We start from the raw sequence: 12,906 nt of genomic DNA, 5'->3' as shown, positions 1-12,906 counted from the left end.
GGTCGCCGCCACGAGGGAGCCTTGGTCCCGAGGACCTGACACGCGGCCGGACGAGGAGGTGGCGGGCGTGTCCGACGGGACGGGGGCACCTCACGCGCAGCCGGAGCCGGACGTGGGCGAGCAGCCGGCCGGAGACACCCCGGCCGGCCGGCCGCTGTTGTCGTTGGCGCTGGCCGGCATCATGGAGCAGGTCAGGGCGCACTCGGGCGCGGTCTACCTGATGGCCGCCGACGAGCCGGTGCTGGAGATGGCCGTGATGGCGGGGCTGCCCCGGGCCTTCGCGGCGCCCTGGGAGCGCGTCGGGCTGAGTACGCCGATCCCGGTGGCGGAGGCGGCGCGCGAGCGGCGCCTGGTGTGGGTGGGCGGCGAGGAGGACATGGCGCGCCGGTACCCGCGCGTCGCGGTGGTGCTGCCGTACCCCTTCGCGCTGGCCGCGGTGCCGCTGGCGACGGCGGACACCGTCTACGGAGCGATGTTCGTGACCTGGCCCGGCGCGCATCCGACCGTCCTGTCCGACCGGGAGCGGGACGCTCTGACGGCCGCGGCCGAGCGGCTGGCGATCCGGCTGGAGCGGGCCGCACGGCAGCACCGTACGCCGCGGCCCGAGCCGGATCTGCTGGCGACGCCGTCGTCGGGGGTGGCGGACACGCTGGGCACGGTGGAGGCGACGCGCATGGTGGGGCGGCTGCCGTACGGGCTGGCCTCGCTCGACCTGCACGGGCGGGTCTGCTTCGCCAACGCGGCGGCGGCCGAGCTGCTCGACGTTCCCGTGGACGGGCTGCTGGGCGCCCAGCCGTGGGCCTCGGTGCCCTGGCTGAACGACCCGATGTACGAGGACCGCTACCGGGCGGCGCTGATCAGCCAGCAGGTGACGTCGTTCGTGGCGCTGAAACCGCCGGGCGACTGGCTGTCGTTCCGGCTGTACCCGAGCACCAGCGGGCTGACCGTCCGGATCAGCCGGGCGCGGGCGGTCGCCGAGATGCTGGGGGCGGCGCCGCGGGCCGACGCCGCGGCCGCCCCCCGGCTGGTCACCATCTCGCAGGTGCTGAGCCTGGCCGGGGCGCTCACCGAGGCGGTCGGCGTGCAGGACGTGCTGCAACTGGTCGCGGACGAGGTCGCCCCGGCCGTCGGCAGCCAGGCCCTGGTGATCCTCGGATCGCGGGGCGGCCGGCTGCACGTGCTGGGGCACCGCGGCTACGAGGATCCGCACGTCGTGGAGCGTTTCGACGGCCTTCCGCTGGCCGAACGCACACCCGGCACCCATGTCCTGAACACCGGCGTGCCCGGGTTCTTCGAGTCGCGGCAGCAGCTGGAGCGGCTGTACCCCGACCGGCACGGGCCCGTGGACGCCTTCGCGGCCTGGGCGTACCTGCCGCTGATCGCGTCGGGCCGACCGGTGGGCACCTGTGTACTGGCCTACGCGGAACCGCACGTCTTCGCAGCCGACGAGCGGGCCGTCCTCACCAGTCTCGGCGGGCTGATCGCGCAGGCGCTGGAGCGGGCCCTGCTCTACGACGCGAAGAACCAGCTGGCGCACGGCCTCCAGGCGGCCCTGCTGCCGCACTCGCTGATTCCGCCGTCCGGCATCGAGGCGGCGGCCCGCTACCTGCCGGCCATGCACGGCATGGAGATCGGCGGCGACTTCTACGACCTGGTGCCGACCCGGCCGCTGGCGGCGGCGGTGATCGGGGACGTCCAGGGACACAACGTGACGGCGGCCGGCCTGATGGGCCAGATCCGCACCGGGGTGCGGGCGTTCACGACCGTCGGGCAGGCGCCGGAGGAGGTCATGCGCAGCACCAACCGGCTGTTGATCGACTTCGGCTCGGACCTGTTCGCCAGCTGCCTGTACCTGCGGCTGGACCCGGAACGGGGGCGGGCGGTGATGGCCAGGGCCGGGCATCCGCCGCCGTTGCTGAGACGTCCGGACGGGCGGGTCAAGGTGCTGGACCTGGCCGGGGGCCCGCTGCTGGGCATCGACGCGGGGGCGACGTACCCGACGACCGAGGTGTCACTCGCACCGGGCTCGGTGCTCGCCCTCTACACCGACGGGCTGGTGGAATCGCCCGGGGTGGACATCGAGGACGCGCTGGTGGACCTGGGCGAACTACTCGCGGAGAGCGGCGACCAGCCCCTGGACAGGCTCGCCGACACGCTCGTGCGGCACAGTGCGGCGGCGCAGGAGCGTGTCGACGATGTCGCGGTGCTGTTGCTCAGGGCGCTGCCCGACGGCTGAGCTCTCGGAGCCCCGGGAGTGCTCCGGCCGCCGGGCCGCGGCGGACACCGCGCGGTCCGGCCCTCCCGCCGGAGGGCCGGACCGTCCGCTGCCGACCGGAACCGCTGGTCGGGCCGATCAGCGGCTCTGGTGGGTGCCCGAGCCGCTCTCGTTCGCGGCGGCCCCGGACTGGTCGTTCGCCCCGGACTGCGCGTTCGACCCGGACTGGGCGCCGGTACCCGACTGGTCACCGGTGCCGGTGCCGGTGCCGCTCGCGTCCCCGGCGCCGCTCTGGTCGCCCGCGGTCGCGGACGGGTCGGCGGTGCCGCCGATCTGGTTGCCGCCGGCCTGGTCACCGGCCGAGGCGGAGGGGTCGGCCGCGGTGGCGGACGGGTCCGCCGAAGCACCGGCACCGGCACCGGCGGCGCCGCCGTCGCCCAGCGTGGCGCCGGTCGCCTGCAAGGCGGTGGTCACCGGCTGGAAGAAGGTCTCGCCACCGGCGGTGCAGTCGCCGCTGCCGCCGGAGGTGAGGCCGACCGCGCCGCCGTCCTGCGTGAACAGCGAACCGCCGCTGTCACCGGCCTCGGCGCAGACGTTGGTCTGGATGAGGCCGTTGACGGTGTCGACGCCGTTCGGGTCGGTCTCGCTCTGGAAGTTGACGGTGGCGTCGAGGCCGGTGACCTGGCCGTCGTGCAGACCTGTGGTGGACCCCATCCGGAACACCGTCGTGCCGACGGTGGCGTCCTCGGCCTGCTTGATGGCGACGGTCTGCCCGTTGCCCACATTGACCTCGCTCGGCGCCTGGGTGGTGGCGTCGTTGTACTTGACGAGCGAGAAGTCGCCGTTGCCCGGGAACTGCGCCTGGTCGACGGTGGCGATGGGCTGGCCGCCCTGGGTGTCCGACCAGTCCTTGGCCGCGACCCCGCAGTGACCGGCCGTCAGGAAGGCGGGACTGCCGTCGGAGGCGGTGACGTTGAAGCCGAGGGAGCAGCGGACGTCGCCGTTCTGCACCTGGGAGAAGATCGCGTCGCCGCCGGAGACGAAGGTCTTGAAGGAGCCGGAGGTCTTCTTCAGCGTCGCCATGTTCGAGCCGAGGCTCTGCACGGTGGACTGCAGCTTGTCCCACTTGGCGCCGGTGACGGTGCTGTCGGCGGTCACCACGACCTTGTTGGTCTTCGGGTCGACGGCCCAGGCGGTGCCCGGGATGGTGGCCTTGGCCTTCAGGGTCCGGGCGGCGGTCTTGAGGGCCTTGCTGCTGTTGGCGACCTGCCGTACGACCGCGCCGGCCTTCTTCGCCTGCACGATGACGTTGTTGTCGCCGTTGACCACGTTGACGACGAGCTGCTGCTTGCCGCTGTCGTAGTAGGACCCGGCGAAGGCCTGGCCGAGCAGCTGCTGGAGCTGCGCGGCGAGATCCGAGGCGCCCGTCGCCTTCAGGGTCTTGGGAGCGGCCGCGGTGGTACCGGAGGCGTCGTCCTGGGACGCGTTGGCCATCGGGATCAGGAAGGCCGCAGCTCCGAGCGCCGCGACACCGCCCACCGCGATAGCGGCCTTGCGCTTCGGAATTCGCTTGTGACTCAAACTTCTCGACCTCCAAGGGACGGAGTGTCTGCCGTGAGGGGCAGTCGTTCGTGAGCGGCGCCTGGATGGCCATAGGTACGCGCGGGTCACGTGGTGCGTTCAATTCCGGTTCCCAACTTCTGTGGACCGGGGGCGAATCGGCCACGGCGCGCGGGTCGTGGCGGGGCCGCGGAAGGTGCCGCGCAGGCCCGGGAACACCCCCCGCATCCCGATGACCGCCGCGAGGCAGACGAGACCTCACCGCCGCCTTCGCCCCTGGGTGCTCCCTCTCCAGCCGGCCGTCGAGGCGGTGCGCGTGGACCGGGCGTTGCCGCGTCCGCCCTGGTCGGACCAGCTGTCCCGGGAGGACGGCGAGTTGCCGGGGCGCGCGCCGACGGCGGCCGCGGACACGGCGACGGCGGTCGCGGTCCCGGCGGCCCGGGACGGGTTCGCGCCGATGACGACGGTGCGGCGGCCCACGTCTTTCCAGCGCGCCGCGAGCGGTTCGGATGTCTTGATCACGGCAGTGCTCACCCGGCCGGGCCGGCGGCGGGCGTTCGCCGACCTCACGATGAGCGACGAGAGGCCGGCATGCTCGCGGCTCGGGCGGGCACGGTCCCCGCACCTTCGGGGTGACCGTGCACACACCACGACCGGCACGGTCGGCGATCGATCATTGACGTTCCGTCATGGGCACGGACCGGAATCCTTGCTTCAGGGAATCTGCACATCCACTGCCCAAGCAGGTCACCGGAGCCGACGGATCTGCACATTCGCGCGCCCCCTGAGGGGCACTTGGCCCGGAGTGCCGGATTCACCGCCGGGAGGGCAAGCCGGGTGCCCGCGACGAAGTCGTGCGGCTTGTGAAGGAGTCGCCGACACAGCGTGCGCACGCCTGCACGGTTGAACTCTTCTGGGACACAAGTGCCCAGGTGAGGGGCTTGCTTGAGTGGAAGCGCGGACCGTGGGCGTGCTTTGATCCATCGCACCGCAGGGCCCCGAGGGGTTCCCGGAAACGGGCACCCGGCGCCTGCGGTCGCGGCCGTCCGCACTGTCCCCAGAGGGCCGTTGGGGGGCCGCTCTCCCCCTTGTGAATACCCATATGAAGGGAAGTTCCATCATGAACTCCACCCCCCAGGTTGAGACCGTCGAGATCTCCGACGCCGAGCTCGACAACGTCTCCGGCGGTCTGTCCGTGAACGCTCTCGGCACCGTCACCGGCCTGGTGGACGGCGTTGCCCCGGTCTCCGGCCTGGTCAACACGGTTGTCGGCACCGTCGAGGGTGTCACCGGCCTGAACACCCAGCCGGTCACGAACCTGGTCGCCGGTCTCTGATCGCACCTCGTCACCGCTGAGTCCCGGAGCCGGATCCCCGGCCCCGGGGCTCTCGGGCGTTCCGAGACACCCACGTCATCAGCACATCTCCCGAGTATCTCTCCCACAGGTGAGGGAAGTTCCGTGCAGTTCCGCCAACAGGCCCTCGCCAAGCTCCAGTCGCCGGAGGAGCTGGACCTCCCGGTGCGTTTCGCCCGGCCGCAGGGCTGGCTCACGCTGTCCGTCTCCGTCGTCGTGATGGCGGCGGCCTCGGTGTGGGCGGTGACCGGTTCGGTCGCCTCCACGGTGAGCGCGCAGGCCATCCTCACCCACGGTCAGGGCAGCTACGTCCTGCAGAGCCCGGTGGCCGGTCAGGTCACGGCCGTCCTCGCCGAGCAGGGCGAACGGCTGCCGGCGAACTCCCCGGTCCTGAAGGTCCGCACCGGCCAGGGCGACTCGGTCGTCCGCACGGTCGCCGCGGGCCGGATCAGCGCGCTCGCCGCCACCATCGGGCAGATCATCCAGACCGGCGCGAACGTCGCCGCCGTGGAGAAGGTCGCCCACGCCTCGGACCCGCTGTACGCGACGGTCTACGTCCCCGCCGAGAACGCCGCCGCCATCCCGGCCGACGCCCCGGTCGACCTGACCGTGTCCTCGGTGTCCACCCAGGAGTACGGAGTGCTGCGCGGCCATGTGAAGTCGGTGGACCGCGCCGCGCAGTCGGCCCAGTCGATCTCGGCGTTCCTCGGGGACAGCCAGCTCGGCGAACAGTTCACGAAGAAGGGCCGCCCGGTGGCCGTACTGGTCCGGCTGGACACGTCGAGGTCGACGAAGAGCGGCTACCGGTGGTCCTCGGCCGACGGGCCGCCGTTCAAGCTCGACTCCATGACCCTGGCCTCGGGTTCGATCCGGCTGGCCGACCAGCATCCCGTCGATTGGCTGCTCCCGTGACCACCGCCCAGGAGACCCGGAACCGCCGGCGTGCCGCCCCGCCCAAGCGGCCGGTGCCCAAGGGCCGCGGCCGGGCGGTCCGCACCCCGACCGTGCTCCAGATGGAGGCCGTCGAGTGCGGCGCCGCCTCCCTGTCCATGGTCCTCGGCCACCACGGCCGCCATGTCCCGCTGGAGGAACTGCGCATCGCCTGCGGGGTCTCCCGTGACGGCTCCCGCGCCAGCAACCTGCTGAAGGCGGCCCGCAGTTACGGTCTCACCGCCAAGGGCATGCAGATGGACCTGGCGGCCCTCGCCGACGTGCAGGGGCCGGCGATCCTGTTCTGGGAGTTCAACCACTACGTCGTCTACGACGGCATGGGCCGCCGCTTCGGCCGCCGGGGCGTCCACATCAACGACCCCGCCAAGGGCCGCCGCTTCGTCCCCATCGAGGAGTTCGACGGCAGCTTCACCGGTGTGGTGCTGGTCCTGGAACCCGGCGACGGCTTCGAGAAGGGCGGCCGGCGGCCGGGCGTGCTCGGCGCGCTGCCGGGCCGGCTGCGCGGCACCGCGGGCACCATGCCCGCGGCGGTGCTGGCCAGCCTGCTGCTGGTGGCCGTCGGCGCGGCGGTGCCCGCGCTCAGCCGGCAGTACATCGACCTGTTCCTGATCGGCGGCCAGACCTCGCTGCTCACCGTGCTGTTCGCGGCGATGGGCACCTGTGTGCTGCTCACCCTGGTGCTGACCTGGCTCCAGCAGGCGAACCTGCTGCACGGCCGGATCGTCTCCTCCACCCTCTCCAGCGCCCGCTTCCTGCGCCATCTGCTGCGGCTGCCCGTCACCTTCTTCTCCCAGCGCAGCCCGGCCGACCTGGTCCAGCGCCTGCAGTCCAACGACCAGGTCGCCGAGACCCTGGCCCGCGACCTCGCGGCGGCCGGTGTGGACGCGGTCGTGGTCGTCCTCTACGCGGTGCTCCTCTACACCTACGACGCGCAGCTCACCTTCCTCGGCATCGGCGTGGCGCTGCTGAACATCGTGGCGATGCGGCTCGTCGTACGGCTGCGGGCGACCCGGACCGCAAAGCTGCGCGCGGACACCGCCCGGCTCACCAACACCTCCTACACCGGTCTCCAGCTGATCGAGACGATGAAGGCGACCGGCGGCGAGGACGGCTACTTCCGCAAGTGGGCCGGGCAGCACGCGAGCACCCTGGAGGAGCAGCAGCGCCTCGGGGTGCCGAGCGCCTGGCTCGGCGTGGTGGCGCCGACCCTGGCCACCGTCAACAGCGCGCTGATCCTGTGGATCGGCGGGATGCGGGCGGTCGAAGGCGGTATCTCGGTCGGTCTCCTGGTCGCCTTCCAGTCCCTGGTGACCCGCTTCACCGCCCCGCTGACCCGGCTGAACGGCGTCGCGGGCCGCATCCAGGACTTCGCGGCCGACGTGGCCCGGCTGAAGGACGTGGAGAACTTCCAGGCCGACCCGGTCTACGCGCGCCCCGGCGCCGGTGAGTCCACCCGGCGGCTACAGGGCCATGTCGAGCTGGAGAACGTCACCTTCGGCTACAGCCCGCTGGACAAGCCGCTGCTCACCGGCTTCGACCTGACGGTGGGACCGGGCCGGCAGGTGGCCCTGGTGGGCGGCTCGGGCAGCGGCAAGTCGACGGTCTCGCGGCTGATCTCGGGCCTGTACGCGCCCTGGGAGGGCGTGATCCGCATCGACGGGCAGCGGCTGGAGGACATCCCGCGTGGTGCGCTCGCCGCCTCGGTCTCCTTCGTCGACCAGGACGTCTTCCTCTTCGAGGGTTCGGTGCGCGACAACGTGGCGCTGTGGGACCCGTCCATCCCGGACGAGGCCGTGGTGGAGGCGTTGCGGGACGCCGCCCTGTACGACGTGGTGACCCGTCGGCCCGGGGGCATCCACAGCAGGGTCGAGCAGGACGGCCGGAACTTCTCCGGCGGGCAGCGGCAGCGCCTGGAGATCGCCCGGGCGCTGGTGCGCCGGCCGAGCATCCTGGTCCTCGACGAGGTGACCAGCGCGCTGGACGCGGAGACCGAGCTGATCGTCATGGACAACCTGCGGCGGCGCGGCTGCGCCTGTGTGGTGATCGCGCACCGGCTGAGCACGGTCCGCGACAGCGACGAGATCGTGGTGCTCCAGCACGGCACGGTCGTGGAACGCGGCCGGCACGACGAGTTGGTGGCACTGGGCGGGGCGTACGCCGCGCTGGTCAGGGAGCGATGAGATGACCACTGTGGACGGCGGTGACCTGGTTCTCGGCGCGTTCGGCTCCCTGGGCGCCCGGATCGACTGCACCGGCTTCAACCGGCTGGACCTCGAAGGGCCGCAGACGCTGTGGCTGGTGGTCTCCGGCGCCCTGGACCTGTTCGCGGTGGACGCCGAGCAGCAGGGCCACTGGCACCACCTGGGGCGGCTGGAGGCCGGCGCACTGCTGCTCGGGCCGGTCGCGGGACCGCAACACACCCTGGTGGCCCGCCCGTTGCGCGACTGCGTGGTGCACCGCGTCGGGCTGCGCGAGCTCTACCAGCCCGCGAGCACCCAGACCTGGTCCTACGACGAGTACGGCAACCCCCAGTACGTACCGCCGACCACCAGCCCCCTGGAGTACGCCCTCGCGCTCGGCGTCGGCCGCGGCCTGTCGATCCTCTTCCAGGCCCCGATGGCCGCGAGCGAGCGGGCGGCGGCCCCCACCGACGACGACGTCTTCTGGATGCAGGTGCCGCCCGGCAGCGTGCAGTACGGCTCGTTGTACGGCGCGGAGGCGGCCGCCGACCTGCTGATGGACCCGGCCGTGTGGCAGAGCATGGTCGACCAGCAGTACCGGCTGCTGACCACCCTCGACCGCTGGATCGAGCAGCTGGAGCGCACCCACGAGACCCGTGCGGCGGCCGGTATCAAGGCCGGTGAGGCGGTGCGCGCCCAGGCCGACCGGACCCTGCTGGCCGCCATCGGCAAGGGGGCCAAGCGCACCACGGCCGCCGACGCCGACGCCTCCTACGCGGCGTGCAGGCTGGTCGCCGAGGCGGCCGGCATCACGCTCGCGGAGCCCGCGCAGTCCGGTGCTGTGCCGACCGGGAGCGACCGGATCGACCCGGTCGAGCGGGTGGCACTGGCCTCCCGGGTACGGACCCGGGCGGTACGGCTCGACGCCGGCTGGTGGCGGGACAACGTGGGTCCGCTGGTCGGGCACCGGGCGCTGTCCGGGGCGCCGGTCGCGCTGCTGTGGCGGCGCGGCGGCTATGTGGCCGTCCATCCGGCGACCGGCCGGGAGACTCCGGTGGAGAAGGCGAACGCGGCGGAGTTCGAGCCGCGCGCGGTGATGTTCTACCGCCCGTTGCCGGACCAGGCGCTCGGGCCGCTCGGCCTGCTCCGCTTCTGTCTGCGCGGCACCCGGGGCGACCTGACCAACCTGCTGCTGGCCGGGCTGGTGACGGTGGCGATCGGTGCGCTGGTGCCGATCGCCACCGGCAAGGTGCTCGGCACGTACGTGCCGACGGCGCAGACCGACCTGATCGCGCAGGTCTGTCTGGCGGTGATGGTCAGTGCCGTGGTGTCGGCCGCGTTCACGCTCCTGCAGAACCTGACGATCCTCCGCCTGGAGGGCCGTATCGAGGCCACTCTCCAGCCCGCCGTCTGGGACCGGCTGCTGCGGCTGCCGACGAAGTTCTTCACGCAGCGCTCGACCGGTGAGCTGGCGAGCGCCGCCATGGGTGTCAGCGCGATGCGCCGGCTGCTGGCGGGCGTCGGCCCGGTGGTCGCCCAGTCGGTGACCGTCGGCGCGATGAACCTGGGCCTGCTGTTCTGGTACAGCGTGCCGATGGCCCTGGCGGCCCTGGGCATGCTGGTCGTCATCGCCGCTCTGTTCCTGGGTCTCGGCCTGTGGCAGGTCCGCTGGCAGCGCCGTCTGGTGGTGCTCGGCAACAAGCTCAACAACCAGGCGTTCCAGACCCTGCGCGGGCTGCCGAAACTGCGGGTGGCGGCGGCCGAGAACTACGCCTACGCGGCCTGGGCCGGGGAGTTCGCGCGCAGCCGGGAACTCCAGCAGAAGGTGGGCCGGATCAAGAACCTCACCAGCGTGCTCGGATCGGTCTACCTCCCGGTCTGCACCCTGCTGATGTTCATGCTGCTCGCGGGCCCGGCGAAGGGGGTGATGGACGCGGCGGCCTTCCTCACCTTCAACACGTCGGTGACGATGCTGCTCACCTCGGTCACCCAGCTCACCGGCTCCTTCGTGTCGGCGGTGGCCGCGCTGCCGCTGTTCGAGGAGATCAAGCCGGTCCTGGAGGCGGCGCCGGAGGTGCGCACCGCCAGCACCCGCCCCGGCCCGCTGTCCGGTGCCGTCGAGGCCCGCCGGCTGTCCTTCCGGTACGCGGACGACGGTCCGCTCGTCCTCGACGACGTCTCCTTCGCCGTCCGTCCGGGCGAGTTCGTGGCGATCGTCGGCCCCAGCGGCTGCGGAAAGTCGACCCTGCTGCGCCTGCTGATCGGCTTCGACAAGCCGGTGTCGGGCAGCGTCCTGTACGACGGTCAGGACCTGGGAGCCCTGGACCAGTCCGCCGTGCGCCGGCAGTGCGGGGTGGTGCTGCAGCACGCGCAGCCGTTCACCGGCTCGATCCTGGACGTCATCTGCGGCACCGAGCCCTACACCCCGGAGGAGGCCATGGCGGCGGCCGAGATGGCGGGTCTCGCGGAGGACATCCGGCGGATGCCGATGGGGCTGCACACGATCGTGGCCGGGAGCGGGGCGATCTCGGGCGGCCAGCGGCAGCGGCTGATGATCGCCCAGGCGCTGATCCGACGGCCCCGCATCCTCTTCTTCGACGAGGCGACGAGTGCGCTCGACAACGACACCCAGCGCACGGTCATCGAGAGCACCCGGAAGCTGAACGCCACCCGGATCGTGATCGCCCACCGGCTGTCGACGGTGATGGACGCCGACCGGGTGATCGTGATGGAGGACGGCAAGGTCGCCGAGCAGGGCCCGCCGTCGCGGTTGCTCGCCGACACCGGCGGACGGCTGCACGAGCTGGTGCGGCGGCAGCTGGCCTGACCGGTCGGTACTCTTCCCGGTTCCCTGCGGTGCGGGGAACCGCATTCAGCCATGCCAACGAAACGTTGCCGTTTCGCTGAAAGTGGTCTAGGCTCGATGTGTACGAAACAGTTTCGTTCGCGCGCTGGTGCAGCCGCTGTAACCGAAACGCCTTCTGATATTCCTCGAACGACTTCCCTGGAGTGGTTCTCTCATGTCCGAGAAGACTCTGACCGACGATGCCCGCGCGGGCGCCGCGGAGGCACCGCCGGTGGCCTCCTCGAAGCGGTGGTGGATACTCGCGGTCATCGCCATCGCCCAGCTGATGGTGGTGCTCGACGCCACGATCGTGAACATCGCCCTGCCGTCCGCCCAGGCCGACCTCGGATTCTCCGACGGCAACCGGCAGTGGATCGTCACCGCGTACGCCCTCAGCTTCGCCTCCCTGCTGCTGCTCGGCGGGCGGATCGCCGACCTGTTCGGCCGCAAGACCGCCTTCCTCATAGGTGTCGTCGGTTTCGCCGCCGTGTCCGCGCTGGGTGGTGCCGCGAACGGCTTCGGGATGCTGGTGACCGCGCGCGCCCTGCAGGGTGCCTTCGGCGCGCTGCTCGCCCCGACCGCGCTCTCGCTGCTCAACACCACGTTCACCGACGCCCGTGAGCGGGCGAGGGCCTTCAGCGTCTACGGTGCCATCGCCGGTGCGGGCGGTGCGGTCGGTCTGCTGCTCGGCGGTGTCCTCACCGACACGTTCGACTGGCGCTCGACCCTGTACGTGAACGTCGCGATCGCCTTCGTCGCCTTCGCGGGCGGCATGGCCCTGCTGCACAACCACCGGGACGCCGGGAACTCCAAGCTGGACGTCCTGGGCACGGTCCTGGTGGCGGCCGGTCTGTTCTCGCTGGTCTACGGCTTCTCCAACGCCGAGACGCACGACTGGGGTTCGCCGCTGACCTGGGGCTTCCTGATCGCGGGTGTCGTGCTCCTGGCGGCCTTCACCTGGTGGCAGACCAAGGCCGCGCACCCGCTGCTGCCGCTGGGCATCCTGATGGACCGCAACCGGGCTGCCTCGCTCCTCACGGTGCTGATCTCCGCCGGTGGCATGTTCGGCGTGTTCCTCTTCCTCACCTACTACCTCCAGCTGAACCTCGGCTTCAGCCCGACGAAGACCGGCGTGGCGTTCCTGCCGATGATCGGCGGTCTGATGGTGACGGCGCAGGTCGGCACCCAGGTCCTGGTGCCGCGGCTCGGCCCGAAGGTCGTGATCCCGCTGGGCTTCGCGGTCTCCGCGGCCGGCATGGCCTGGCTGACCGGGATCGGCGTCGGCTCCAGCTACGTCAGCGCGGTGCTCCCGCAGCTGATCATCACCGGCCTCGGCCTCGGCCTGGTGATGCCGGCGGCCATGCAGCTGGGCACCGGCGGAGTGACCGCCGACGAGGCGGGTGTCGCCTCCGCGACGGTCAACGCCATGCAGCAGGTGGGCGGTTCGATCGGTACGGCACTGCTCAACACGCTCGCGGCGAGCGCGGCGACCAGCTACCTCTCCGGGCGGGACGCGACCAGCAAGCTGGTGCAGGCCCAGGCGACGATCGAGAGCTACACCACGGCTTTCTGGTGGTCGGCCGGGATGTTCGCGGCGGGCGCGGTGATCGCCTTCCTGCTCTTCCGGCCCGGGGTGCCGGTGCAGGACCCGGACGCGGCGCCGGTCGTCCACATGTGACACACGCAGGAGCCGCAGGTTCGAGGGGCCGCCGTCAGCAGGGAGACGGCGGCCCTCGTCGTACGTTCTCCGCCGCTCCCCTTCGAGTACTGGTCGCACGCGGCCTGCATCCTCCCCATCGAG

8 protein-coding genes are annotated in these 12,906 nt (G+C 71.9%); 6 read left to right on the top strand and 2 right to left on the bottom strand.

Going from position 1 to position 12,906, the window contains the following annotated elements; translation table 11 throughout:
* Positions 1-112: 112 nt before the first annotated feature.
* Complete coding sequence (locus tag AB0958_RS37695) at positions 113-2,236, top strand: GAF domain-containing SpoIIE family protein phosphatase (protein ID WP_366895007.1); 2,124 nt, start codon at positions 113-115, stop codon at positions 2,234-2,236.
* 117 nt (positions 2,237-2,353) lie between these two features.
* On the opposite strand, the gene AB0958_RS37690 is transcribed toward AB0958_RS37695, so the two are convergent.
* Positions 2,354-3,796 (bottom strand): S1 family peptidase, encoded by a 1,443-nt coding sequence (locus AB0958_RS37690; RefSeq protein WP_366894999.1) that lies wholly within the window; start codon positions 3,794-3,796, stop codon positions 2,354-2,356.
* 237 nt (positions 3,797-4,033) lie between these two features.
* Positions 4,034-4,297, bottom strand: coding sequence for a hypothetical protein (locus AB0958_RS37685; RefSeq protein WP_366894998.1), 264 nt, complete (start codon positions 4,295-4,297; stop codon positions 4,034-4,036).
* A gap of 598 nt (positions 4,298-4,895) precedes the next feature.
* Between AB0958_RS37685 and AB0958_RS37680 the strand changes: the two genes are divergently transcribed.
* The 5 genes from AB0958_RS37680 (at position 4,896) to AB0958_RS37660 (ending at position 12,783) form a co-directional block, all read left to right on the top strand.
* Complete coding sequence (locus tag AB0958_RS37680; protein ID WP_132894275.1) at positions 4,896-5,111, top strand: type A2 lantipeptide; 216 nt, start codon at positions 4,896-4,898, stop codon at positions 5,109-5,111.
* A gap of 123 nt (positions 5,112-5,234) precedes the next feature.
* Positions 5,235-6,041 carry an HlyD family efflux transporter periplasmic adaptor subunit gene (locus AB0958_RS37675; RefSeq protein ID WP_366894997.1) on the top strand — a complete coding sequence of 269 codons (807 nt, stop codon included), beginning with the start codon at positions 5,235-5,237 and terminating at the stop codon, positions 6,039-6,041.
* Positions 6,038-8,260 (top strand): NHLP family bacteriocin export ABC transporter peptidase/permease/ATPase subunit, encoded by a 2,223-nt coding sequence (locus tag AB0958_RS37670; RefSeq protein WP_366894996.1) that lies wholly within the window; start codon positions 6,038-6,040, stop codon positions 8,258-8,260. Before AB0958_RS37675 ends, AB0958_RS37670 begins: the two co-directional genes overlap by 4 nt.
* Position 8,261: 1 nt before the next feature.
* On the top strand, positions 8,262-11,087 hold the full coding sequence (locus AB0958_RS37665) for an NHLP bacteriocin export ABC transporter permease/ATPase subunit (protein ID WP_366894995.1): 2,826 nt from the start codon (positions 8,262-8,264) through the stop codon (positions 11,085-11,087).
* A gap of 193 nt (positions 11,088-11,280) precedes the next feature.
* A complete protein-coding gene (locus tag AB0958_RS37660) occupies positions 11,281-12,783 on the top strand; it encodes an MFS transporter (protein ID WP_366894994.1) in 1,503 nt (500 codons plus the stop codon).
* Positions 12,784-12,906: the final 123 nt, after the last annotated feature.

It is taken from the genome of Streptomyces sp. NPDC006655 (assembly GCF_040703965.1).
GTDB lineage: Bacteria > Actinomycetota > Actinomycetes > Streptomycetales > Streptomycetaceae > Streptomyces.
This window is presented reverse-complemented; position numbering and strand designations above follow the sequence as displayed.

What these genes read in the sequence shown, in the direction of transcription:
- AB0958_RS37680 (WP_132894275.1), top strand. Translation starts at nt 4,896, where the DNA reads ATGAACTCCACCCCCCAGGTTGAGACCGTCGAGATCTCCGACGCCGAG.
- AB0958_RS37665 (WP_366894995.1), top strand. Translation starts at nt 8,262, where the DNA reads ATGACCACTGTGGACGGCGGTGACCTGGTTCTCGGCGCGTTCGGCTCC.
- AB0958_RS37660 (WP_366894994.1), top strand. Translation starts at nt 11,281, where the DNA reads ATGTCCGAGAAGACTCTGACCGACGATGCCCGCGCGGGCGCCGCGGAG.